Here is a 24920-nt window from a genome sequence, read left to right on the forward strand (position 1 = left end):
TTCGAAACGGCTTATTCCCTGTCTTTCGTAGTACGGATGAGGTTGTCCCGTAATTTCACAATGGCTTTCTGCATTTGCACGAATTCGTCGGGATCAAGACCGGTTTGCGGGAAGCCTTCCTCCGTGAGGCCTTCACGCAGTTTTCGCCCCTCGCTTGTGAGGCGGATGCGAACCTGCCGCTCGTCTTCCGGGTCGCGCTGGCGCAGCAGATAACCCATCGCCTCCAGTTTCTTCAGGATCGGCGTGAGGGTGTTGGATTCGAGGAACAGCTTTTCGCCGAGGCTGCCAACGGTCTGGTTGTCTTCTTCCCACAGCACCACAAGGGTGATGTATTGCGTGTAGGTAAGTCCGAGCCGTTCAAGCATTGGCTTGTATGCCTTGCCGAAAGCGAGGTTAGAGGAATAGACAGCAAAGCACAGGAAGTCGGAAAGCTTCAGGTTGAGGGCGGCTGTCTTTTCGGTGGATTTCATGAGCGTTCTCTGGGGCCGAAGAAGGATGGACTGCAAGGTCAGACTATACGTCGCATGCGATGGCATCGGAAGTGCTCACTGCAACGGCCGGTGCTTTCAGGTCGATCAGGCCTTTGAAGGCCGACGACCGGTCCAACGGGAGCGCCCCTTGATCGCGCGGTTCAGATCACTTTCACGCAGGAGCTGACCAGCATGCTGATTTCATACTCGCGCTTGCGTCACCGGGCCAAAGGGTGAGCCTGCCCCGCCTCTCTTATTCACTTTGACGCATGACGAGGATCGTCACGACGGTCAATGTACTCAAGCCCCAGCGGACCTGTTCCGTACACCTGAGAAATATATTCCCCCGATCTGGCCCAGTGAAAATGCGGCGTATTAGCCGGGAGCACCACTACACTGCCCGGGCCATAAGCGACCAACTTGTCCGGATCAAACACAGACCCAAAACCAATGTAAAACACACCGGACATGACGGTGTATATACGGTCTTCAGGATGGGTATGGGGCATTAACTTCGTGCCATTCGGTACTTTGACTCGCACGACGTAGGGGCCTGGCTTGGCAGGATCACCGACCAGTACAGCCAGTTTTACTTCTTGCGGAAACGCTGGAAAGCTACGCCACTCCACGTCTTCGTTATACAAAGCACCGGTTTTACCGAGCGGCAATGGTTGTGCTTGAACCACCGACAGGGTTGTACACAGGGCAAGAAACGTAGTCAGGCAAGCAGTTTTCATAATGCTCTGAATCATGGGAGGCCCCTGAGAAAAAATGTCCTCTCTACTGTAGGGGTGGCGATCTCCTGTGATAATGCCGCTGATGCGTATTTCAGTTGATACGCAGTGTAATCAATTCAATAACAGGTGTCATAACAGCCCCCCGACTCACCGCGATGGCTAGCCCTTTCACTTCGCGAGCGTGTGCGCTGACACAACCTCCAACGGAGGGATGAATTCAGTCCGGGCTCTTGCCAACCAACAGTTCGCCCGGACGCTCACCCTCCCCCCTCACACCTGATCCATCGCCTCGAACACACCCTTGTCCTCACCCAGGAATCCGCCGCTTTGGTGCTGCCACAGCCGCGCATAGACGCCGTTCTTCCCAAGCAATTCGCTGTGAGTGCCCTGTTCGATGATGCGTCCGTCATCCATGACGATGAGTCGGTCCATGGCCGCAATCGTGGACAGCCTATGGGCGATAGCGATCACGGTCTTGCCCTGCATCATTTCATCGAGGCTTTCCTGAATGGCGACTTCGACTTCCGAGTCCAGGGCGCTGGTGGCCTCGTCAAGCAGCAGGATCGGGGCGTTCTTGAGCATCACACGGGCAATCGCGACGCGTTGGCGCTGGCCGCCCGACAGCTTGATGCCGCGCTCACCCACAAGGGTGTCGTAGCCGGTACGGCCCTGCCGGTCGCTCAGTTGGCTAATGAATCCATCGGCCTGGGCATTGGCCGCGGCGCTGCGAATTTGCGCCTCGGTCGCATCGGGACGGCCGTAAGCGATGTTGTCGCGAATAGAACGGTGCAGCAGGGAGGTGTCCTGCGTGACCATGCCGATGGAGCCGCGCAGGCTTTCTTGCGTCACGTGTGCAATGTTTTGGCCGTCAATGCGAATCTCCCCGCTGTCGACGTCGTAGAAGCGCAGTAGCAGGTTGATCAGCGTGGATTTGCCAGCGCCAGAGCGGCCGACCAGGCCGATTTTTTCGCCCGCGCGAATGCTCAGGCTCAGGCCATCGAGCACCTGGCGTTCGCCATTGTAGTTGAAGCTCACCTTATCGAAGGTGACTGCGCCGCCAGAGGTCACCAGCGCGCCCGCGCCCGGTGCATCCTGCACCTTGGCGCCCAGGGTCAGTGTTGCCATGCCGTCCTGTACGGTGCCGATGCTCTCGAACAGCGAGGTCATTTGCCACATGATCCAGTGCGACATGCCGTTGATCCGCAACGCCATGGCGGTGATTGCCGCCACGGCACCCGCGCCAACCTCACCCAGGTGCCATAGCCACAGGGCATAACCACCGGCTGCCATGATCAACGCCACCACCAATGCCTGGTTGACGATCTCGAACTGGCTGACCAGACGCATCTGGCGAAAGCCGGTTTGCTTGAAATCCTCCATCGCGGCACGCGCGAAGTGCGCTTCACGATTGGAGTGGGAGAACAGTTTGACCGTCGTGATGTTGGTGTAGGCGTCCGAGATACGCCCGGTCATCATCGACCGCGCATTGGCCTGTTCCTGCCCGACTTTCCCCAGACGGGGTACGAAGTACAGCATGGCCAGACCGAACAACACGACCCAGGCAACGAACGGCAGCATCAGTTTCAGCGCGAAGCCGCCGGCCAGTGCGATGATCGCGATGAAATACACCCCGATCCCGGGTGCGATCTCGATCAGGGTGAAGAGCACGTCGCGCACCGCTAGCGCCGTCTGCATCACCTTGGTAGTGACTCGCCCGGAAAACTCATCGGAGAAAAACGAAAGGCTTTGCCGCAGCATCAGGCGATGGAAGTCCCAACGCAGCCGCAACGGCAAGTTAATCGCCAATATCTGGTGCTGCACCATGGTGCGCAACGCCACCAGCCCGACACTGGTCACCATGACGATGCCCATGCCCCACAACACGCGACTTTCCTGCGCCGCCGCTTCACCGCCCGCCTGCCAGGTCGAGAGCAGGTCCACGACCTGACCGAGGAAGGAAAACAGCCAGGCTTCGTAGATCGATACACAGGCACTGAGCAACGCAAGCGCAAGGATGTAACCGCGGGCGCCCCGGGTACAGGCCCACAGGAAACGAGCCAGACCGGCGGGTGGTGGTGGTACCTCGTCAGGAGGAAAAGGGTCGAGTCTTCGTTCAAACGCACGAAGCATGGTGTTCTCCAAAACGATCAAGTGGGGGAGATTCTGCCATTGAACGGTTGCTTTGAGGGTTTTGTGAAATTGAGGTAAGCCGCTGCTGGCCGATTGCACCGCTGAACTGACTCAGCAATGGCAGAAAGTGCTCGGATTCATGTTCGCTTCGAGCGCTAAGGCACCGGGCGATCCATGGCCCCGGTCGCAGGAATTTGAAATGCACGGCGTTGCTCGACAGAATGGCGCCCCGATTCGGCCAAAGTGCCGGTCGTTTGTGGTGAAAAGGGGTTGCGGTTGAACGAACAGACATTGTCCATGCGCCTGGAACGCGTGGCGGCGCATGTGCCAGCCGGTGCGCGCCTCGCCGATATCGGCTCGGATCACGGCTACCTGCCGGTGGCGTTGATGCGCCGGGGCGTCATCGCATCGGCGGTGGCCGGTGAGGTGGCATTGACGCCGTTCCACTCGGCTGAACGCACCGTGCGCGAGAGCGGTCAAGACCTGCGAATCACCGTGCGCCTGGCCAATGGCCTGGCGGCCATCGAGCCGGAAGACGGGATCACGGCGATCAGCATCTGCGGCATGGGCGGCGAGACGATCCGCGACATCCTCGACAGCGGCAAGGCGCACCTGAGCGGCCAGGAACGCCTGATCCTGCAACCCAACGGCGGCGAGCAGCCGTTGCGCCAATGGCTGATGGACAACGGTTACCGCATCCTCTGCGAGGAACTGCTGCGGGAAAACCGCTTTGACTACGAAATCATCGTCGCCGAGCGCGCCTCTGCGGTGACGTACACCGCCGAGGAGTTGTACTTCGGCCCGCTGCAGATGCAGGCACGCAGCCCGGCGTTCCTGCTCAAGTGGCAGCGCATCTTGCGCCACAAGCAGCAGACCCTGACCCACTTCGCCCGTGCGCGGCAGGCCGTGCCCGAGGCGAAGCTGCAAGAGATCGCCCGGCAGGCCCGATGGATCACCGAGCTGCTGGCTTGAGATTGTGCAGGGCTTACGCGAACAGTGCAGAGCGGTGATCCGGCAAAGCTAAAAACACCTCAGGCAACAGCATTCCCCATGCCGGCGGCGCTGTTCGGATCATCATATTCGCCTGTAGCAAAGGGTCCACCCTCGAGGTGATAGACCGTCGGTTCCTCCGAAAAATATTCCTCCAAGCCCATCATGAATATCCGATGGTCTTCACTCGCCTCGAAGCCCGGCGTGTGATCCTCGAGTGATTGCCATCGCACGATCAGGTTGAATAGCTGGGGAGTTTCGATCCCTTGAGCGAGCAAGTGACCGCGGTAACCCTTTGCGCGGCTGAGCAAAGGAGCGACCTCGGCAAATGCACGCCTGAACGTTTCAATCTGTTCTTTGTGCACGGGTAGCACAGCGATTTCGTAAATCATGGCGTTCCCTTAAAGTGAGTTCAACGGTCAAAATTACGCACTGACGAGATGGGACGATGGCCCTACTGCAATCGCGATTTTTCCTTGAACACCGTTGTTGGGCCTCTCCAGAAGGGCATGGGCGAGCGCAATGTCGGCAAGCGAATAGACAGCGCCAACGTGCGGCCGCAGCTGACCGCGTTCTATCAATGCGCTCAACTCATCAAGCTTGCCGCGGTTTTGTCTTGTGAAAACGAAGTGATAACTCGCGTTCTTGCCCCAGGCCTGAACGACGTTTTGTGGCTGGGCAATGTCCACAATCGAGACAACGCGGCCCAGTTGTGCGAGCACGTCGGGGCTACGCGACAGTGTGTTGCCGCCGATGGTGTCGAACACGACATCGACTCCGCGACCACCGGTTTCCCGGATGATGGCGTCGACGTAATCCTCCTTTTCGTAGTCGATGATCACGTCGGCACCCATACTTCGAGCGAACTCAACGTTTGCTTCGCGCACAGTCGTGAACACCCTTGCGCCCATGGCTTTTGCCAGCTGGATCGCCACATGACCGACGCCTCCCGCGCCGCCGTGGACCAGGATGCTTTCCCCCACTCGGAGCTCAGCACGCACAGCCAGTGCTTCCCACGCCGTTCCTCCGACCAGACTCAGGCTTGCCGCCTCAAGATGGCTGATCGAGGGGGGCTTCTTCCCGACAATGCTTTCGGCAGCAACGTGGTACTCGGCATAACTGCCTGGCCCGTCGAATATTTGCGGGGTGTACCAGACTTCGTCTCCCGGGGCGAAGGTCGTCACACCCGGCCCAACGGCTTCGACAACGCCAGATACGTCGTGTCCGGTAATGGCTGGCAGTTGCACCAGATCGGGATAATCGCCACGTCGTACCTGGTAATCCAGCGGATTGATGGAGGTTGCGTGTACCCGGACCAGGACCTGTCCTGTGTGCGGTACTGGCTTGGGCACGTCACGAAGTTCGAACGATTCCGGGCCGCCAAATGATTTGAGTATGAGCGCTTTCATGGTCAATCCTCGTTTCGACAAAAAGGGATATCGGGATTTCTCGATATCTTACGGTAAAAAAATAGCTACAGCTCTTTCCCCATGAGCTCGACAAGAGCACTGATGGTTGCTTCATTGCGCTTGTAGTAGGTCCACTGACCGATGCGCCTGACCTCGACCAGGCCCACTCGTTGCAGCGTTGCCAAATAATCAGACACCGTCGACTGCGACAGGCCGACGCCTTCTTGAATACTACTGACGCAGACGCCCACCGTATGAACGTCACCTTCATCCTGCGGAGGGAAGTTCTTGGCTGGATCCTTCAAACCTTTCAAGATTTCAAGGCGTGTACGGTTTGAGAGGGCTTTGAATATTTCGAGTAATTCCATAACACGAAGATATCGATATTTACCGATATGTCAATACATCAATACGAGAGCAAGCGGCTGACGCTTGCCTCACCCTTTGACCGAGCAGCCGTTAATCGTAGAACGGCTCAACCGATACCCGACTGCCGACAAAAAAGCTGTCAGCCACCAGTCGCAGCGGCTGGAGGTCCAGGTCACTGGTTTTGTCGCTAATCAGCTGTTGGAAATGTCGGTACACCGCCGCGTACTCGCCCTCCTCCGAGACGGCTTGATGCACGCCATCGATACTCAACAATGCGCCACCGTTATCCAGGCGCAGGGTGCCTTCGGTGCAGCGAATCTCGATGCTCCAGAGTTCGTCATGACCGTGGTCGAAATCGAACTCTGCGCGCACGTCGAGGTGACGCGCGTCAGACATTTTGATCGAAGCGGCAATCGGCGACTGGCAGTTATTGGGGACTCGCAGTTCAGCAGACTCGACAAACAGCGGCAGCGCCAACAGATGGGTTGCGATCGACAACGCATTGATACCGGGATCGAAGACGCCCAGGCCGCCCGGTTGCCAGATCCACGCCTGACCGGGGTGCCATTTGCGTACGTCTTCCTTCCAGTCGATCTGCACGCTGTGCAGGGTGCGGGTAGCCAGCCAGGCACGGGCGGCTTCGATACCGGGCGCATAGCGTGAATGCCAGGCGAACAATCCGCTGACGCCTTGCTCCTGCGTCTGGCTCACCAATGCCATGGCTTCACCCAGCGTGGCGCACGGCGGTTTTTCGACCAGCACGTGTTTGCCAGCGGCCAACGCTTGTTGCACCAGCGCGAAGCGGCCTTGTGGCGGTGTGCAAAACGCAATCGCATCGACCTGCGGGCCCTTGTCGAGCAACTCGCCCAGGGACCGAAAGTTCTCGACCCCGGCGCAGGGCTGCCCTTGCGTGGCGACAGAAACCAACTGGAACGCGGGGTTGGCGTTGATAGCGGGGACGTGTTGATCCTGGGCAATCTTGCCGTAGCCCACCAGACCGAGACGGATCGGTTGCATCAATGACTCCTGTTTTTTTGTTTTTCTTGATACGCGAATCGGCAAGATTACGTTTGTGTGGCGGGGAAGTCATTGATGATGTGCTGACGTTTCATCTGGCACGCGAGCTGGAGCGATGCTATCCCTGCCAACTAACGCCGAGGGTCGATAGCGGCCCGCCACCGACGCCCCCCTGAACCCGGCGTGGCGAAGGCATTGCCCCGCCGCCACGCCAGCGCAAAAACAGGTCAGCTCATCCAGTTACCACCGTCGACATTGTAGGTCTGAGCCACCACATATTCGCTCTCGGACGACGCGAGGAAAATCGCCATGCCCGTCAGGTCCTCAGCGGTGCCCATCCGCCCAAAAGGCACTTCCTGCCCCACGCGCTGTTTCTTTTCACCCAATGGCCGGTTCTCATAGCGGGCAAACATTGCATCGACGCCGTCCCAATGCTCGCCATCGACGACACCTGGGGCGATGGCATTCACATTGATCCCATGCTTGATCAGGTCCAGCCCTGCGGATTGGGTAAGGCTGATCACCGCCGCTTTGGTCGCGCAATACACCCCCACGAGGGCCTCCCCTCTTCGTCCCGCCTGGCTGGCCATGTTGATGATCTTGCCGCCATGCCCCTGAATGATCATCTGACGGGCCGCTGCCTGCAGGGTGAAAAGCGTTCCTGCCACATTGATCGAAAACAGACGCTCGAAGCTGTCGCGGGTGATATCGACAATGGGCGCAAGGTCGAACAGTGCGGCGTTGTTGATCAAGATATCCAGCTTGCCGGTCTGCGCGATGACAGCGGCGATGGCCGCATCGATGGACGCCTGGCGGGTAACGTCCATCTCGACAGCGTATGCGTCAGGCCCCAGCTCGGTGGCCGTGGCTTGGGCACGCTCCAGGTTGATGTCCGCGATAGCGACAGTCGCTCCCTCGCGAATGTAAGCCTGGGCAAAGGAACGTCCAATGCCTCGGGCAGCCCCTGTGACAAGCGCGCTTTTTCCTTCGAGTCGTTTCATTGATGGTTCATCCGTTTTCTAACATTCGGGTAAGCCCGATCAAGGGCAGGCGGGGTGTAGCGTTCAGGCAGCGAGACGCATCAGGACAGACCCGCTCCCACATTGATTGCGCAATCCTGTGGGCGCGTGGCTTGTCCGCGATGGAGGCCACTCGGTGTCCAGACAAACCAGGACAGTGGCCCCGATGCACCGTTGGCTACTTGGGATAACCGGCGCGTTTCATTTCACGTTCGGTGGAGGTCTGTGCGGCAGCGAGTGCCTGATCGACAGACATTTGCCCCGTCAGCGCAGCGGAAAACAGTTTCCCCACTGAGGTGCCTATCGCCTGGAACTCAGGAATCGTGACGTACTGGATGCCGACGTAAGGAACCGGCTTGATCGAGGGGTGTGCAGGGTCAGCGTGCTGCATCATCTGCAAGGTCACTTGTGCGAAAGGCGCCGCTTGCAGATAGGCCTCGTTGTACGTGGATTGACGCGTGCCAGGCGGAACATTGGCGATGCCGTCTTTTTCAGCGACCAGCTGAATGTATTCTTTCGACGTGGCCCACGTGATGAACGCCTTGGCTGTCTCTTTATGCTTGGAGGTGGCCGGTATCGCCAGCGACCACGCATACAGCCACGACGAACCCTTGTCGGTGACCTGCGTCGGTGCCGGGGCAAAGCCAACGCGGTCGACAACGTTGCTCTGTTCCTTGTCCGTCGTGAAAGATCCCGCCACGCTGGCATCCACCCAGATCGCGCACTTGCCGCTGTTGAACAGTGCGAGGCTCTCGTTGAAACCATTGCTCGACACACCGGGTGGCCCATACTTTTTCAGGGTGTCGACGTAGAAGTGCGCCGCGGCGGTCCACTCCGGGCTGGCCAGCTCCGGGTGCCACTGTTCATCGAACCAGCGGGCGCCAAAGGCATTGGCCATGGTGCTCAACAACGCAATGTTCTCACCCCACCCTGCCTTGCCCCGCAGGCACATGCCGTACTGTCCTTTATCGGGTTCGTGCAGCCTGGAGGCGAACTCGCCGAGCTGCGTCCAGGTCGGATGCTCCGGCATGGTCAACCCGGCGCCCTTGAACAGGTCGGTGCGGTAATAAGTGATCGTGCTTTCACCATAGAAAGGCAAGGCATAGAGCGTGTTGTCGACCGACAAGCCCTGGCGTACCGACGGGAAGATGTCTTGCAGATCGTAGGCCGGCGGCAGTGCCGTGATCGGCTCAAGCCAATGCTTGGCACCCCACAGCGGTGTTTCATAAGTACCAATTGTCAGCACGTCGAACTGCCCGCCCTGAGTCGCGATATCGGTGGTCAGGCGCTGACGCAGGACGTTTTCTTCCAGCACCACCCAGTTGAGCTTCACGTCGGGGTGCTGCTGTTCAAAGATCTTGGAGAGCCGCTGCATCCGGATCATATCGCCATTGTTCACAGTGGCGATGGTGACCGTTTCGGCTGCATGACTGACGAGGGCAAAAGACAGGCCGGCAAAAATGTACAGTGCTTTCGGGATGGTCATCGTAGTGCTCTCCGCTTCGCGCCCTGGACGACGGAAGCTATTATTTTTGTTGTTAACCATTGCCGGGCAAATACAGCTGCGCAGCCATGGTGGACGGCTTGATTACACCAGCTTGGAAAACCCCGGACAAACGCACAGAGGACGGCAACCCGATACTTTTTTTACCGTCCCCGGGACACAGCCTGGCGATCAAAAAAGTATCAGTGCCAAGCAATCCCCGAGCTAGCAAGCGCCAGGCAGGAAGGCGTATGTTGCCTGCATACGAACAACAAATAACAAAGAAAGAGACCTGCCATGCCTGATAGCCGAGCCGCGCTGTTTGAACAGCGCCCCGCCGAACTGGAGGTCATTCTTCCCGAGCCCGATCATTGTTTTCGCTGGTATGAACACGACTATCCCTACTCCCTGGCTCGCTGGAATCACCACCCGGAATTCGAAATCCATCTGATCCGCCAAGGCAGCGGCAAGCTGGTTGCGGGCGATTACATCGGCGCATTCGGTGCCGGACATGTGGCGCTGATCGGCCCTGATCTGCCCCATGACTGGATAGGCGATCTGGCACCCGGCGAGTTCCTGGCAGGACGCGATGTGGTTCTGCAATTCGACGGTGCCGCGATTCTGGCCTTGCGTGAAACGATGCCCGAACTGGGCGAGCTTCAGCACCTGTTTGAACGTGCACGCCGGGGCCTGGAGTTCTGCGGCGCAACGGCTGTGCAGGCCGCACATCTGCTGGAAGACATTGGCCCCGCTCAGGGGCTCGAACGCCTGATTCTGTTTCTGCAACTGATCAATGCACTGATGAAAGCGCCCTCCCAAGACGTCCATGTGCTCGCCAGCGCTTACTACGCGCCATCCCTGGATGCCCAAAGCTCCGAGCGCATCCACAAGGCCTTTGACTACTTGTTGACCGAGCTCACAGGCGACATTCGCCTATCGGTGATTGCCCAGCGCCTGAACATGAGCGAGCCCGGTTTTTCGCGCTTCTTCAAGCGAGTCACCGGCCACGGTTTCATCGACCTGATGCGCAAGCTCAGGGTTCAGCGTGCCTGCCGGCTACTGTTGCAAACCGAGATGTCAGTGGCGGGCATCTGTTTTGAAGTGGGCTATGAAAACCTGTCCAACTTCAATCGGCACTTCCGTATCGAAATGGACCAGACCCCGAGTGAATACCGTCGCGGTTCGGCGATGACCCTGTTCAATCGCAACGGTCCCCACGCCTCCCTGCCGTTCACCAAAGCCCATTGAATGAGCGATGCGAGCCAGTCGGTTCAACCTGGACTCGCTTCCATTACGATCAAACCGCCGGCTGATGACTGGTCACACAGTGAATCCCTCCGCCACCCGCCGCGACGGCGTCGATATTGAGCTGTACCACCTCCCGGTCCGGGTACAGCTGCGACAACAGTTCAAAGGCCTTCGTATCCGCCGCTTTGTCACCAAACTCGGGCGCAATGACCGCGCCATTCACCAGAAAGTAGTTGATGTATCCGGCAGCAAAGTCCGGGTTGTTGCGGGTGAACTGACTTTTGCGCGGATTGAGCGGTGGCGACAAGGTATGCACCTGCAGCTTGCGGCCATCCGCATCGGTGGCGTTTTTAAGGATGTCCAGGTGCGCCAATGTCACGTTCCGGTCGTATGAATCGGGGTCGTTGTCGAGGTTGGCGACCACCACGCCCGGCTTGACGAACCGCGCGTAGAAATCAACGTGAGCGTCGGTGATGTCCTTGCCCTTGATGCCCGGCAACCAGATTATTTTGCGCAACCCCAAACGGTCTTTCAGTTCCTGCTCGACCTCGGCTTTGGTCCAGTCGGGGTTGCGGTTGCGGTTGATCCAGCTGCTTTCGGTCATGATCCCCGTGCCGTGGCCATCCACTTCGATACCGCCGCCCTCGCCCACCAGTTCGCTGCGCAGATAACGTGCCTGCGTAGTCTCGGCCACCAAAGCGGCCACTTGCGCATCCTCGTCATGCTGCTGTTTGTTGCCCCAGCCGTTGAAGTTGAAATCAACGGCGCCGAGTCCGCCTTCGCCATCGATGACAAAATTGGCGCTGATATCGCGCATCCAGATGTCGTCAAGCTCAGTGGTGACGTAGGTGATATTGGCCGTGCCGCACTGTCGTTCGGCCAGACGCCGCTCGCCCTGGCGGCAGAACACGGTGACCGGCTCATAGCGGGCGATGGTGCGGGCGATCAGGCCCATGGTCGCTTGCACTTCGGGCGTGAAATCCTCCCAGATGGCGCTCTGTGCGCCGAACGCGATGAAGGCCCGTTCGTGTCGGTCGCCCTCGTCCGGCATGCGCCAACGACCTTGCGTCGCTGCATGCACGGGCGCAAAGCTGAAGCCGAGGGAAGCTGCGGCGCCGAGACCGGCAATCACCGACACCTGCTTGATGAAATCCCGCCGTGTCGGCCGGTGTTGATCCTTGTCTGAAGCACTCATTTCGCTGTCGCCGTCTTGAATTTGGTCCAGGTGCGCATCCGCGCCCGCATGTCGGATTGGGGAATGTCCTTGCCCGGAATCAGCCGCGCATAGGTGGCCTCATCGAGGTAAATATCCGGGTTGTTGCGCATCGTCGCATCGACGTCCGGGCGGGCCTTGGCGTTGGATGTCGGGTAGCCGGTGAAATTGCTGATGGCCGCCATGTTCTGCGGGCGCATGACGAAGTTGATGAACGCGTAGGCGTACTCCGGGTGTTTGGCGTCGACCGGAATGGCCATGGTGTCCATCCACACGGTCGTGCCTTCGCGGGGAATGCGGTACTCGAATCGGGTGTGCTTGCCGGCGCTGTCCGAGGTGCGTTGTGCCTGGGTCATGTCACCGCTGTAACCGAGGGACAGGCACAGGTTGCCGTTGACCAGATCGGTCACGGGTTGCGACTGGAACTTGCGAATGTGCGGTCGCAGCTTCATCAGCAACTCACTCGCTGCGGCCAGGTCTTCAGGCTTGGCGCTGCGCGGTTCACGCCCGAGGTAGTTGAGCACCACCGCCAGCACTTCGTCCGGAGAGTCGATCATCGAGATGCCGCAATCGGCAAATTTCGCCGCCAGTTCCGGTTTGAACAGCATGTCCAGGCTGTTGACCGGGGCGTCGGGCGAACGCTGTTTGACCTGTTCGTCATTGTAGGTCAGGCCGATGGTACCCCAGGTGTAGGGGACGGTGGCCTGGCTCGACGTTTCGTACTGCCTGCGCAGCTTCTGCAAACCGGGTTCGATGTCGTCCACAGCGGTGAGTTTTGAGCGATCCAGCGGCAGCAGGCTGCCGGCGCGCATCAAGCGTTCGGCGACGGTGTCGCCGGGGAAGATCAGGTCATAACCACTGCCGCCGGCGAGCATCTTGGCCTCCAGGGTTTCGCTGCCGTCCATGACGTCGTAGATCACCTTGATCCCGGTTTCGGCAGTGAATCTGGCGAGGGTGTCTTCGGCGAAGTAATCGGCCCAGTTGTAGAGCCGCAGGGTCTTCTCTTCGGCGTGCAGCGGCGGCGAGGCGATCGCCCATCCCAAGGCGCCGAGCAACAGCTTGCGGGGAATGCGCATATCAAACTCCTTGAGTGTTCCAGCGTGCATGAAGGTGACGACCGTCCTGACTCAGCAACGCCCCGTACATGTCCGGGCGACGGTCGCGGTAGATGCCCCAGCTCAGGCGTTCTTCGCGCATGGCGTGCAAGTCCAGGCTGTGGACCAGCACGCCGCTGCTGTCGCGATCAGCCTCGGCGAGCAACTTGCCCTTGTGGTTGCAGATAAACGACGAGCCGTAGAAGCTCATTTGCAAGGCCGCATCGGTGGTCGCCACCTCACGACCGACGCGATTGGCCGCCACCACCGGCAGGATGTTCGCAGCGGCATGGCCACGCATGGTCATCTGCCAATGGTCACGGGAATCCAGGGTTTCGCAGCCCGGCTCAGAGCCGATGGCGGTGGGAAACAGCAAGACTTCGGCGCCCATCAACGCCAGGCAGCGGGCGGTCTCGGGGAACCACTGATCCCAGCAGATCCCGACGCCGAGGCGCCCGAATGCCGTGTCCCAGACACGGAAGCCGGTGTCGCCGGGGCTGAAGTATTCCTTCTCCTGGTAACCGATGGCGTTGGGGATGTGGGTCTTGCGATACACCCCCAGCAAGCGCCCGTCGGCGTCGGCCACGCTCAGGGAATTGAAGTAGGCATTGCCAGCCTTCTCGAACCAGCTCAGCGGCAACACCACCCCCAACTCCTTGGCCAGCGCAGCAAAGCGTTTGAGTACGCCGCTGTATCGATACTCTTCGGCCAACGCCAAATGTTTATGGCTTTGTTCAATGCAGAAATACGGCGTAGCGAACAGCTCCTGTAACAGGATGACCTGGGCGCCCTTCGCGGCCGCCTCACGGATCAGTCGCTCGGCCTGATCGAGATTGTTCGGCAAGTCCCAAGTGCACGGCATCTGGGTGGTAGCAATCGTCAGTAGCGTCATGGTTTCACCCCTGCACTGGCCAGGCGGGCTGCTGCTGGGTGATGCAATGCACCCCGCCGCCGCCATGGGCCAGGTGATTGATCCGCACCGGCACCACCTCGCGCCCCGGGAACGCCCGGGCCAACACTTCGGCCGCCGCGTGGTCGGCGTCGATGCCATAGGCCGGCATGATGATCGCGTGGTTGGCGATGTAGAAGTTGGTGTACGAGGCACAGAACACTTCGGCTTCGGTGTCCACGGCATCGGTGGCTTCATAGAGTTCGATCAGCTCGAACGTGCGCCCGTGGGCATCGGTAGCCAGCTCCAGTGCGCGACGGTTTTCCCGTGCAATCTCGGCGTACACCGAATCTTTGTCGTGGGTGGCATCCACCAGCAACACGCCGGGGCGGGCGAAGGCGCAGACGCCATCGACGTGGCCGTCAGTCATGTCGCCCGTCACGTAGTCCGGGTCACCCGGCAGCCAGATGGTTTTCTTCACGCCCAATAACTGCGTGAAGATTTCCTCGATCTCGGCCTTGGTCATGCCCGGGTTGCGATTGGGGTTGAGCAACACCGATTCGGTGGTGATCAGCGTGCCCTCGCCGTCGACATGAATCGCACCGCCTTCGTTGCTCAGCGGGGTGCCAAAGCACGGCACGCCGAGGCGATTGAGTGCGCGGCGCGCCAGGCTTTCGTCGAGGTTATGCAGCGACTTGCCGCCCCAGGCATTGAAGCGCCAGCTCACCCCGCCCAGACCGTGTTGCGGATGGCAGACGAAGCTCGGGCCGGAGTCGCGGCACCAACTGTCGTTGACCGCCAACGGGATCAGTTCGATGTTGGGTCCACACAGCGCTTTGGCACTTGCGATAGCCGAAGGGTCGACCACCATTTTCACCGGTTCGAACCGGGCGATGGCGTTCGCCACCCGTGCGAAATCCTCCTGCACCAACGGCAAGGTGACGCCCCAGCCCGACTCCCAAAGCGCCTGGTTGTGTGGCCAGACCATCCAGGTCGCGGCGTGCTTCACCCACTCTGCCGGCATCCACCAGCCACTGTTCTGAAGTTCGTTCTGCTGCATGACAAGCACCCTTGAGTTAAGTCATTGTGTTCAATGAAAACTGCCTTCGCGGTCTTGGCATGCATGCTACGGTCGTAAAACAAGGCCAACAAACGATGGATTTTGTAGAAAAGTGATTAGAGGAACTTATCGATATGCTCAAGCACTGGCCCCCGCTCAACACCCTTCGCGGCTTTGAAGCCGCCGCCCGCCTGGGCAGTTTTCACAAGGCGGCCGACGAGTTGCACCTGACCCAGTCGGCCATCAGCCAGCAGATCCGCACGCTTGAGGCGTACCTTGAGCAGCCGTTGTTTTTTCGCAGTGGACGCAGCGTCAGCCTGACCGATGCCGGCCACGATCTGCTCAGCACCACCCAGGCGTTATTGCAGCAACTGGCGGTCGGCATTCGTCGCCTCGGGCAATACCAGAAACCCAACCAACTGGTGCTCAACACCACGCCGACATTCGCCCGTCATTGGTTGCTGCCGCGTCTGGGGGATTTTCGTCGTCAGCACCCGGAGGTCGACCTGTGGATTTTCAGCACCGATGAAGTCCCGGACATGACCACCCAGACCATCGACCTCGCGGTGCGTGACGACATCAGTTCCCAGGCCGAGTGCAGCTTCAAGGTGTTGCACGCCGACCGCCTGTACCCGGCGTGTCATCCAGACGTGTTGACGGTGCCCGTCGAGCAGCGCACCACCCTTCACGGAGAGCGGGAGATGGACTGGAGTCATTGGGCGGTGGAGGCCGGGATTGATGTCGGGCAGAAGGATCAGGGGCTGAATTTCTCCGACCCCGGCCTGCTGCTGGACGCCGCCTGCGCGGGGCTCGGCATCGCCCTGGTCAGTCAGTTGCTGAGTCGGCCGGCACGTGACAGCGGACTGTTGCAGCCCTTGGTGGAAGACACCATTCGCGGCCCGAACTGGGCCTTGCTGACCCATCGTGACAGCGAGAACAATCCGCTGGCGCGTAGCTTCGTCGAGTGGCTGTTAAGTAACCTGGACGCAACGAGCCAGACGTCTCCCGCACGTGCAATATGAAAGGGGACTCGGCTAATGGCCAGTATCCTCAGCCAAGTCCGTTGATGAAGTTCATATTGAACAACAGAACACTCAGCCTAGTGCTATTGAGAGAAGTCGCTTACAAAAAACTTAATTAGTTCAAAAGAACTTCCAGTGCGCCATGACATTATTCAGGCGCCATTTAAGTGACTTGTATTTCACAAAAACCACTCGCTAATGCCGCCGACCGAGACTGCAACAATCATTCAAAAATTCAAACACACCGACGAATGGACTTTAAATATTAAAACCCTTTAAAAACAATAAGTTAATATTCTATTACCAACTAAAACAAAACCCCTTCAGAAAAACACAAAACCAAAAAAAGACAGGGATCAGTTATAAAAGTTTCAAACTCATTTAATAAATAATAAATCCCATGTAACGCTTTAAAACATCTCTCTTCAATGCTAATAATTCCGCCGCTTCCGGGCTTACAGGCGCTTTCCCCCTCACACGAAGTGAATATCAGCATCAACGCTGATCCCCGGTATTAATCAAATTCAAATAACACCGGCTTGCTCAAGTTCAATAAAACTTGGGCCTGCATTGTGCTGCGCACTAAAACTGCGCGAGGAAGGCATCATCGCTCGTCATCATTCAAGGATTAAAATCCTTTCGATCTTCGGTACCCGTCCAGAAGCCATCAAGATGGCGCCGTTAGTCAAAGCCCTCGCTGCGGAACCCGGCATTGATTCGCAGATATGCATCACCGGCCAACACCAAAGCATGCTCAAACAGGTGCTGGACCTGTTCGACCTCAAGGCCGATTACACCCTCGATGTCATGACCCCGCAGCAAACGCTCAACTCCCTGACGGCGGCGCTTTACGGGGCGATCGACCCGGTGCTGGAAATGACCTGCCCGGACCGGGTGCTGGTGCACGGCGACACGACCTCGGCCATGGTGGCTGCGATGGCGGCGTTCCATCGACGGATCCCGGTCGGCCATGTGGAAGCCGGGCTGCGAACCGGTGATATCTACAGCCCATGGCCGGAAGAAATGAACCGTCGCTGCATCGACCTGGGGGCGGACATGCTGTTTGCGCCCACCCACGAGTCGCGCCAGAACCTGCTCGACGAACGCCTACAGGGTCGCACCTTCGTCACCGGCAATACGGTGATCGACGCGCTGCAGATGACTGCACGGCGCATTGAGCAGGATGCCGACCTGCGCGCAAGCCTGGACCGGCAGTTTTCGTTCCTGCAGACCGGCCGCAAGGTCCTGTTGGTGACCGGGCATCGTCGGGAAAATTTCGGTGAAGGCTTCCTGGATATCTGCAAGGCCCTGAGCCATCTGGCTCGGCGTTCGGATATCCAGATCGTTTACCCGGTGCACTTGAACCCCAATGTCATGGGCCCGGTCACCGAGCATCTGGGCGATCTGCCCAACGTGCACCTGATCCAGCCGCTGGACTACCTGGCCTTCGTGCGCCTGATGCAACGGGCCCATGTGATCCTCACCGATTCCGGTGGCGTGCAGGAAGAAGCGCCGTCCCTGGGCAAACCCGTGCTGGTCATGCGCGATGTGACCGAACGCCCGGAAGCTGTGGCGGCGGGCACTGTGCGCCTGGTCGGTACCTCGCCGGGCTCGATCATCGCTGGCGTTAACGCGCTGTTCGATGACGACCTGTTGTGGCGCCGCTGCTCCCAGGCGGCCAACCCTTACGGCGACGGCAAGGCCAGTGCGCGCATCGTCGATGCCCTGATGGGCCGTCCGGTGGACGATTTCATCGTGGCCGGCCAGTCCTTGCCCAAGTTCCTGCAATACCCGTCTGCACAGCCTGCGCCCGAGAAGCATTACCCCGCTTTTACCTCTCGATAAACCAAACCGTTCCTCCCCTTATCAGCTCGAGATCTACCTGAATGAAGTCTTCCGTTGCCATCCATACGGGTGCCCTCAGCGCCCTTGCCTGTGGTGTGAGCCTGCTCGCGCTCATGCCGACCTTTGCCTTGGCCGCGGACAGTCCGCTCACCCAGGCGATCAACCGGCTCAACGCCGACACCCGACAAGAGCGTGAGGTGCGCTTGAGCGATCTGGGGATCGATGCACCGATCATCCTCGGCTCCACCGATGCCCGCCGCGAACTGTATCTGCCGGTGCCGGCAGGTGTTCCGCTGACGGATGCGACGTTGAATTTCGACGCCAGTTACCTCAATGGCGAAGGCGGCCGCAACACGCTGCTGCTGTCGCTGGACGGTTATCCGGTGCGTGCCCAAGGGCTGAGCGAAACCCAGGGTGACGCCAGCGTCACGCTGGGCGTGGACAAAAAAGCGCGGGACAGCGGCTCGCTGCGCCTGGGCATCGCCTGGTCGTCGATCGTGTCCCGTGTGCTGTGCGAAGACGAACGCGCCATCGGCAATGTTCTACGTATCGAACCCGACACCCGCCTGACTTACAGCTATGACGCCAGCCAGTTGCGCGACGTCGGCGCTGCGTGGACGGCCTTGCCTGGCAAACCGGGGATCATGGTCGCGCCCGGCACCTTATCCGCTGAAAGCTACGATTCGGCATGGCGTCTGGGTGTGGCACTGGAGCGGATTGGCAAGCGCAGTCAAATCCTGCCCTTCCCTGCCGTACAAGACAGCATCGACCTGAACGGCCTGCGCATTCCGGCCGAACTGCAAGGTATTCCAGCGTTCGCCAGCCTCAACGGCAAAGGTCGACACACCCTGGCGAACCCGGCGGAGATCGGCGCGTTGCTGGTGTTGGGCCAGACGCCGAACGTCCAGGCGGATCTGGCGGTCAACGACCCGCAACTGCTCACAGCGATCAATGCATCCCTCGACGCGCTGCAGAGCCAGATCCAGGGCTTCGATGCCACGGCGGCCAACGCGTTCACGCAATGGCGTGAGACGCATATCAATGCCGGCCTTGCCGCCAATGGCACTGACAATGTGCGCCTGGCCCTCGTGGGCACGCGCCCGGTTCTGATGATTGCGCCGCATGCCACCGACAAGGCGCTGGCCTTGTTCAGTAGCGCCTGGAACAAACTGGCACGCAGTCGCCAATTGACCGTCAGCGAAGCGCAGCTGCCCTTGAGCACCGACGGCCGTGTCGCCCTGTCTCGCCTGGGCGGCAATCCCGGCGCCATCGACGTGCTGGCCAAGTCTGACTGGAGCACGTCATTCTCTCTGGGCAGCGTGGCTTACGACGGTCGCTTGCCGGTGAAGGCTGTGGTCGACGTGTCTGCCGCGCCCGGCGCTTCTGACACTGCGCCGGTGGCCTCGCTGTTTCTCAATGACTACCTGATTGGCGCGCAGCAGCTGGTAGCCAACGGTGAAAAACAACGCATCGAAGCGCGCATCCCGCGTTACGCCGTGGGCGCGACCAACGTGCTACGCGTGTCGTTCCAGCGTCAGCCCGTGAGTGATCGCTGCCTGGAAACGCCGCAAGCCTTCCCGGTTTCCGTGCTGCCGACCAGCCACATCGTGCTGGAAAAAACCGCGCTGGGTGATGACTTCTCCGGCATGGCCGCGCGCTTTGCCGTGGACACCCAACTCCTGGTGCCTCAGGCCTACCTCGATCATCCGGCGAGCAGCTTGCCGCAAGTGATTTCAGTCGCCGATGCCGCCGGGGTCTCGCCGCTGCGTGCGCAATTGAAGGTCATCACAGATCCGAAAGCCTCGGTCACGCTGGACAAGGCCTTCCTCGCCTTCGAGCTGCCGATCAAAGACAGCAAGGAGTCCGTGCAGGTCGATGAGCAGGGGCGCCTGCGCATCAATCACAAGGATCAAGTGTTGCTTGACGTGCATCCGCTCAATCACCTTGCCTCGTTGCAGGTGGTCGATGCCGGCGGCCAGCACGGTATGGTCTATCGCGCATTGGGCAATGACTCGCCACGCTTCGCCAAACAGATTCTGCTGACCCGCGGCGATGTGGCCATCCTCGGCAACGACGGTGCACTGACCACCTTCGACACCCAGGATCCAAGCGGCAGCCAATTGATCGACAACGAAGAACCCAAGGGCCTCGACGCCTGGCGTACGCCGTCGCTGTTGTGGCTGATTCCGGGTGGCATCCTGTTGGTTCTCATCCTGTTGCTGGCTGGCTGTAATGCCCGTCGCAATCGCCAGTAACGGAACCCTTCGATGACGTCGCTTTATTGGCCCTATTGGCTGGCTCACTACTACAGCTTTCTGGAGATCTCGACCATCGTGGTCGCGGTGCTGATCCTGATTTCCAGCCTGGACGACCTGTTCATTGACCTGTGGTACTGGTCGCGCCGCCTGTTTCGCAAGTTCACCGCGGACCGCAAATACCGACCGCTGACCGCCGAGCAGTTGATGGCCCGGGATGAGCAGCCGCTGGCAATCATGGTCCCGGCCTGGCTGGAATATGACGTCATCGCGCCGATGATCGAAAACATGGTGTCGACCCTCGATTACCAGAACTATGTGGTTTTCGTCGGCACCTACATCAACGATCAGCGCACCATTGACGAAGTGGAGCGCATGCGTCGGCGCTACAAGCAGCTGCACCGCGTGGAAGTCCCGCACGCCGGGCCGACCTGCAAGGCCGACTGCCTGAACTGGGTGATCCAGGCGATCTTCCTGCATGAGAAAACCCACGGCATGACCTTCGCCGGCGTCGTGTTGCACGACAGCGAAGACGTGCTGCACCCGATGGAATTGCGTCTGTTCAACTACTTGCTGCCGCGCAAGGACATGATCCAGTTGCCCGTGGTTTCGCTGGAACGCAACTGGTACGAATGGGTGGCCGGCACCTACATGGACGAGTTCGCCGAATGGCACGGCAAGGACCTGGTGGTGCGTGAAAGCATGACCGACACGGTGCCGTCTGCCGGCGTCGGCACCTGTTTTTCCCATCGCGCCCTGCGTGTGCTGGCCGGGGAAACCCAGAACCAGCCGTTTAACACTGACAGCCTCACCGAGGACTACGACGTCGGCGCACGCCTGGCCAAGGTCGGCATGAACGCGATCTTCGTGCGCTTCCCGGTGCAGTTTCGTGTGCTGCGCAAATCCTGGTTTCGCAAGCCTTACGAATCGACGCTGAAGATGCCGTTGTGCGTGCGCGAGTTCTTTCCCGACACCTTCCGCACCGCGTTCCGCCAGAAGGCTCGTTGGACGCTGGGTATCGGCCTGCAAGGCTGGGAGCAAATGGGCTGGAACGGTTCGCTGGCCAACCGATATCTGTTGTTCCGTGATCGCAAAGGCGTGGTGACGGCGTTTGTCAGCATCATCGCCTACGTGATTCTGGTCCAACTGTTGGGCCTGATCATCCTGCGCCAGAGCGGCCTGTGGGACGTGAGTTTCCCCACGCCGTTCGAAACCAACGGCTTCATCAAATACTTGCTGCTGGCCAACGGTGTTGCGCTGGCCTGGCGCATCGCGCATCGCTGTTACTTCACCACCGTGCTGTACGGCTGGCAGCACGGATTGCTGTCCATCCCGCGCATGGTGGTGGGCAACTTCGTCAACTTCATGGCCGCGTCACGGGCCTGGCGCATGTTCCTGGTCGGCAAGGTCATGAACCGCAAACTGGTGTGGGACAAGACCATGCACGACTTCCCGTCCACCGACCTGGTCGCCGCCGCCCCGCGCAAGCTGGGCAGCGTGTTGCTGTCCTGGCAGGCGATCAACGAAACCGACCTGCAAAGCGCCCTCGCCGAACAGAAAACCCGGCACATGCCATTGGGGCGGATCTTGCTCAGCAATGGCTGGCTGGACGACGAGACACTGGCCGAAGCCATCGCTTTCCAGAATGACCTGCCGCGGGTGTTCGATGTGGCCCACAAGGCGCAGGCGTCGACCCTTACCCTGGATGATGAATTCGCGCTGCGCTGGCGAGTGGTGCCGGTGGGTTTGAATGCCGACGGACGAGCCCAACTGGCCGTGGCCAGTCCGTTGCCTGTCGAAGGTCTGCAACAAGTCAGCGAGGTACTGGGCAGCGAGCCGGTGCAGCTGATTGCCCGTGAAAGCGAAATCGTTGCGCAGTTGCGCCTGATGAATGTGCGCGAAGGCCAGTCGGTACCAGATGCCCGCGCGCCACTGTTGGGTGACCTGTTGATCGAAATGGGCCTGCTGGATCGCGACGTGTTCAACCGCACCATGTTGCAGTACCGCCCGCAGCGTCACGGACGCATCGGCGACTATCTGGTCGACAGCGGCGTGCTGCCCCGCGCCACCATCGAAAAGGCCGTGGCACGTCAACACAGCCACTATCCTGCGGAGCTTCCGGCATGAATCGCCCCTTGCTGACCCTCATGGCCACGGGGCTGAGCCTGATACCTGCGCTGGCTCATGCCGAAACACTGCCATTACCGTTGACCGGTCCGGCCTACGTCACCGCCAACGAGGCCTACAGCGCCTACGAGCGCAAAGACTACGACCTGGCCATCGCCAAGGCACGCGAAGCGTTGCGTCAGCGCGCCGACATCACCCGTTTGAACAGGCTGATCGTGCTGGCTCAACGGGACAAGGATCTGCGTGATCATCCCAAGCGCTACCCACAGTCACGTCAGGCTCCAGGCTTCGGCGCCGCCGCCCAAGCCTTCAAGGCCTATGATCGCGATGATTTCGGCGCGGCGGCACAAGCGTCACGCAAAGCCATCGCTCAGGCACCCAAACGCATGGATTATCGACTGCTGCTGATCGAGTCGTTGCAGCGTCAACAACATCTTCAAGAAGCGGATCAAGCCACCACTCAGGCATTGGCCGTGTTCCCGGACGACGATACGTTGCTGATGCGCCGCGAAGCGATTCGTCGGCAATTGGCCGCACCGCTGGCCGTCGAAAGTTATCGCGCCCTGGAGCAAGGCCAGGTGCCGTTGGCCGTGGATCAGGCCAGAAAGGCTGTCGCCTGGGCACCGGAAATCGGCGCCAATCAGCAACTGCTGATCAGCGCCCTGCTCGCAGCCAAGGATTACCGAGGAGCCGAGCTGGCCGCATCTGGCGCACTGGCTCAGGACGATGGCGAAATCGCGCCGTGGATCCTGCGCAGCTACGCCCTTGATCGTCAGGGTAAAACAGCGGCAGCCGAGGCTGACCTGAATCACGCCCTGGCCATCGATGGCCTGCTGGAAACCGAAACCCGCGACATACGCTTCTTCGCCGCCGACGCTGCGCTGGCCCATGGCGAGCCTCAGCGGGCGCTCGATCAGCTACAACCTTTGGCCGATGACGAAGGCGGCGAAGTGGCCCGTCGACGCACAGCCGCCCGAATGGCCCTCAGGCAAAAAAACAACGGGTTGAACGCTGCCGCCCAGTTTCCGGCCCCGGCCCTGAACTGTCAGGAAACCGCTTTTGGCCTGGTCTGCGATATCTGGCCGGGCAACCAGCGCGACGGCGGAACCGACAAGGCCGGTCAGGCTTACGCCGCACTCGCCAGCAAGGACCCCGCCTCGGCCGTCGTCCTGGCCAACGAAGCCATTGCCCGTGCGCCGAAGAATCCGGCGTACCGACGGTTGCTCGTCAGCGCCTTGAGTGATCAGAAACGAGTGCCCGAAGCCATCGCGGCAGCCAGCGAGGGCCTCAAGCTCAGCGGCGATGACGCCCGACTGCTGGCCCAACGCGGTCGTCTGCGCCAGCAATCGGGTGACGACGCCGATGCTCGCCAGGACTTTACCCAGGCCTTGGCACTGGGCAGCCTGCCTGCTTATGAAGAAGCCAGTCTGTACAGCGCCATCGGCCAGCGCCGAACCGCGCGCGAACGGCTGCAACAGGCGCGGGACACGGGTGAACTGGAATCGATGAGCGACCTGCAGATCGCTTACTTGTCGGTCCAGGCCGGCGACGATGACGGTGCCCACGCATCGTTCCGCAAGGCCGATGCCGAGACGCGACTGACGCCGACAGCCACTCAGGACGCGGCCTATAACGCGATGCGGGTCAATGATGACGAACAAGCCGTCAGCTACTTCAAGCGCGTCATCGACGCAAACAATGCCGGTGAACCGGACCTGTCCCCGCAGCAGCTGTTCGACACCCGTCGCGCCGTGGCCGATGTCTCGCGCACCTGGGGTTTGACCAACACCACCAGTTACCGCGGCAACAGCACCAGCAGCGGCCTGAGCTCAGCGCCGAGCGGCGGCAATAGCAGCAATGACAGCCTGCAGAACAGCACCGAATTGTCCTGGCGGCCGTTGGGCTATCGCAATGCACGCTTTGTCGAACTCTACGGACGCGTCACCGACACGCTGTGGAGCAAGAACAGCGATTCGGACACCGGTTTCGATGCGCTGCAAGGCGCGGTGGGTGTACGGGTCAAACCCTTCACGTCGCTGAACGTGATGGCCGCCGTCGAGCGCACATTCCCCTTGGGATCGTCGGACGTCGACGGTGACTGGCTGCTGCGTCTGGGCTATGGCGCAAGCGTCGGTACCGATCTGCGGGTCGATGCCTCCAGCTGGTGGACTTCGCAGTTGTTCGCTGAAGCCGGACATTACGTCAACGACTCGCGGGACTATTTCAACAGCGAATGGCAGGTCGGCCGCAGCTATGCCATCGGTGGCGCGGGCTCACGCTGGGTGACGTTCCCTCATGTGGTGGCTGCATTCGATTACGACTCGAAGATGAACAGTGGCACCGACTCCGATGGCAAATTGGACTCATCGTCCGGCAAGGCCGGTGGCATCGGTGTCGGCAACAACGTGCGCTACTGGTTCCGCGAAGATGCGTACAACGCGCCCCGCTCCTATCTCGACTTCTCCCTGCAGTACCGCGTCAAGGTGCTGGGCGATGATCGCGCTCAAGGTGTCTTCGGTCGCCTGACTTATTCCTATTGAGGA

The 24920-nt window shown here is 60.0% G+C and carries 20 protein-coding genes; 7 read left to right on the forward strand and 13 right to left on the reverse strand.

Annotation, left to right across the window (positions count from 1 at the left end; translation table 11 throughout):
- Nucleotides 1-11 precede the first annotated feature (11 nt).
- The 3 genes from AB4N91_RS14995 to AB4N91_RS15005 all read right to left on the reverse strand — a co-directional run bounded on the left by AB4N91_RS14995 (nucleotide 12) and on the right by AB4N91_RS15005 (nucleotide 3337).
- Nucleotides 12-470, reverse strand: coding sequence for a MarR family winged helix-turn-helix transcriptional regulator (locus tag AB4N91_RS14995; protein WP_460112623.1), 459 nt, complete (start codon nucleotides 468-470; stop codon nucleotides 12-14).
- Nucleotides 471-727: 257 nt separating this feature from the next.
- Nucleotides 728-1222, reverse strand: a complete 495-nt coding sequence (locus AB4N91_RS15000) for a cupin domain-containing protein (RefSeq protein WP_077750116.1) — start codon at nucleotides 1220-1222, stop codon at nucleotides 728-730.
- Nucleotides 1223-1477: 255 nt separating this feature from the next.
- Nucleotides 1478-3337, reverse strand: coding sequence for an ABC transporter ATP-binding protein (locus AB4N91_RS15005; RefSeq protein WP_077750115.1), 1860 nt, complete (start codon nucleotides 3335-3337; stop codon nucleotides 1478-1480).
- A 276-nt stretch (nucleotides 3338-3613) separates the two neighbouring features.
- Here AB4N91_RS15005 and AB4N91_RS15010 point away from each other — a divergent pair, with 276 nt between their 5' ends.
- Nucleotides 3614-4309, forward strand: coding sequence for a tRNA (adenine(22)-N(1))-methyltransferase (locus AB4N91_RS15010; RefSeq protein WP_186353611.1), 696 nt, complete (start codon nucleotides 3614-3616; stop codon nucleotides 4307-4309).
- 59 nt (nucleotides 4310-4368) lie between these two features.
- Here AB4N91_RS15010 and AB4N91_RS15015 read toward each other — a convergent pair whose 3' ends face one another.
- The 6 genes from AB4N91_RS15015 to AB4N91_RS15040 all read right to left on the reverse strand — a co-directional run bounded on the left by AB4N91_RS15015 (nucleotide 4369) and on the right by AB4N91_RS15040 (nucleotide 9627).
- A complete protein-coding gene (locus AB4N91_RS15015) occupies nucleotides 4369-4719 on the reverse strand; it encodes an antibiotic biosynthesis monooxygenase family protein (RefSeq protein WP_083377085.1) in 351 nt (116 codons plus the stop codon).
- A 33-nt stretch (nucleotides 4720-4752) separates the two neighbouring features.
- Nucleotides 4753-5736 carry a zinc-dependent alcohol dehydrogenase family protein gene (locus AB4N91_RS15020; protein WP_077750112.1) on the reverse strand — a complete coding sequence of 328 codons (984 nt, stop codon included), beginning with the start codon at nucleotides 5734-5736 and terminating at the stop codon, nucleotides 4753-4755.
- A 65-nt stretch (nucleotides 5737-5801) separates the two neighbouring features.
- Nucleotides 5802-6104: an ArsR/SmtB family transcription factor gene (locus AB4N91_RS15025; protein ID WP_010459152.1), complete on the reverse strand. Its 303-nt coding sequence runs from the start codon at nucleotides 6102-6104 to the stop codon at nucleotides 5802-5804.
- 91 nt (nucleotides 6105-6195) lie between these two features.
- A complete protein-coding gene (locus tag AB4N91_RS15030; RefSeq protein ID WP_460112626.1) occupies nucleotides 6196-7122 on the reverse strand; it encodes a Gfo/Idh/MocA family protein in 927 nt (308 codons plus the stop codon).
- A gap of 227 nt (nucleotides 7123-7349) precedes the next feature.
- Nucleotides 7350-8123 carry an L-iditol 2-dehydrogenase gene (locus AB4N91_RS15035; protein WP_010459150.1) on the reverse strand — a complete coding sequence of 258 codons (774 nt, stop codon included), beginning with the start codon at nucleotides 8121-8123 and terminating at the stop codon, nucleotides 7350-7352.
- Between the two features lie 196 nt (nucleotides 8124-8319).
- Nucleotides 8320-9627: an ABC transporter substrate-binding protein gene (locus AB4N91_RS15040; protein WP_010459149.1), complete on the reverse strand. Its 1308-nt coding sequence runs from the start codon at nucleotides 9625-9627 to the stop codon at nucleotides 8320-8322.
- 294 nt (nucleotides 9628-9921) lie between these two features.
- Here AB4N91_RS15040 and AB4N91_RS15045 point away from each other — a divergent pair, with 294 nt between their 5' ends.
- Complete coding sequence (locus AB4N91_RS15045) at nucleotides 9922-10872, forward strand: helix-turn-helix domain-containing protein (protein ID WP_145310836.1); 951 nt, start codon at nucleotides 9922-9924, stop codon at nucleotides 10870-10872.
- Between the two features lie 49 nt (nucleotides 10873-10921).
- Here AB4N91_RS15045 and AB4N91_RS15050 read toward each other — a convergent pair whose 3' ends face one another.
- From AB4N91_RS15050 to AB4N91_RS15065, 4 genes are read right to left on the reverse strand one after another with little or no spacing between them, the layout of a single operon-like run.
- Nucleotides 10922-12067, reverse strand: coding sequence for an agmatine deiminase family protein (locus AB4N91_RS15050; RefSeq protein ID WP_145310839.1), 1146 nt, complete (start codon nucleotides 12065-12067; stop codon nucleotides 10922-10924).
- On the reverse strand, nucleotides 12064-13161 hold the full coding sequence (locus AB4N91_RS15055) for an extracellular solute-binding protein (protein WP_460112627.1): 1098 nt from the start codon (nucleotides 13159-13161) through the stop codon (nucleotides 12064-12066). The genes AB4N91_RS15050 and AB4N91_RS15055 overlap by 4 nt, the downstream gene beginning before the upstream one ends.
- Before the next feature lies 1 nt (nucleotide 13162).
- The gene (gene aguB, locus AB4N91_RS15060; RefSeq protein ID WP_169857312.1) at nucleotides 13163-14071 is read right to left on the reverse strand and encodes an N-carbamoylputrescine amidase; all 909 of its coding nucleotides are present in this window, start codon (nucleotides 14069-14071) and stop codon (nucleotides 13163-13165) included.
- A 4-nt stretch (nucleotides 14072-14075) separates the two neighbouring features.
- Complete coding sequence (locus AB4N91_RS15065) at nucleotides 14076-15128, reverse strand: agmatine deiminase family protein (RefSeq protein ID WP_460112628.1); 1053 nt, start codon at nucleotides 15126-15128, stop codon at nucleotides 14076-14078.
- 134 nt (nucleotides 15129-15262) lie between these two features.
- Between AB4N91_RS15065 and AB4N91_RS15070 the strand changes: the two genes are divergently transcribed.
- From AB4N91_RS15070 to AB4N91_RS15090, 5 genes are all read left to right on the forward strand, one after another.
- Entirely contained in the window at nucleotides 15263-16150 is an 888-nt protein-coding gene (locus tag AB4N91_RS15070) for a LysR substrate-binding domain-containing protein (protein WP_010459142.1), read from the forward strand.
- 606 nt (nucleotides 16151-16756) lie between these two features.
- Nucleotides 16757-17995, forward strand: a complete 1239-nt coding sequence (wecB, locus tag AB4N91_RS15075; RefSeq protein ID WP_256664570.1) for a non-hydrolyzing UDP-N-acetylglucosamine 2-epimerase — start codon at nucleotides 16757-16759, stop codon at nucleotides 17993-17995.
- Nucleotides 17996-18036: 41 nt separating this feature from the next.
- Nucleotides 18037-20250 carry a hypothetical protein gene (locus tag AB4N91_RS15080; RefSeq protein WP_460112629.1) on the forward strand — a complete coding sequence of 738 codons (2214 nt, stop codon included), beginning with the start codon at nucleotides 18037-18039 and terminating at the stop codon, nucleotides 20248-20250.
- Nucleotides 20251-20262: 12 nt separating this feature from the next.
- Complete coding sequence (locus AB4N91_RS15085; protein ID WP_200668231.1) at nucleotides 20263-22377, forward strand: glycosyl transferase family protein; 2115 nt, start codon at nucleotides 20263-20265, stop codon at nucleotides 22375-22377.
- Nucleotides 22374-24917 (forward strand): NfrA family protein, encoded by a 2544-nt coding sequence (locus AB4N91_RS15090; RefSeq protein ID WP_460112630.1) that lies wholly within the window; start codon nucleotides 22374-22376, stop codon nucleotides 24915-24917. Before AB4N91_RS15085 ends, AB4N91_RS15090 begins: the two co-directional genes overlap by 4 nt.
- The last annotated feature ends 3 nt before the right edge of the window (nucleotides 24918-24920 follow it).

This window comes from Pseudomonas sp. H3_D04, assembly GCF_054669175.1.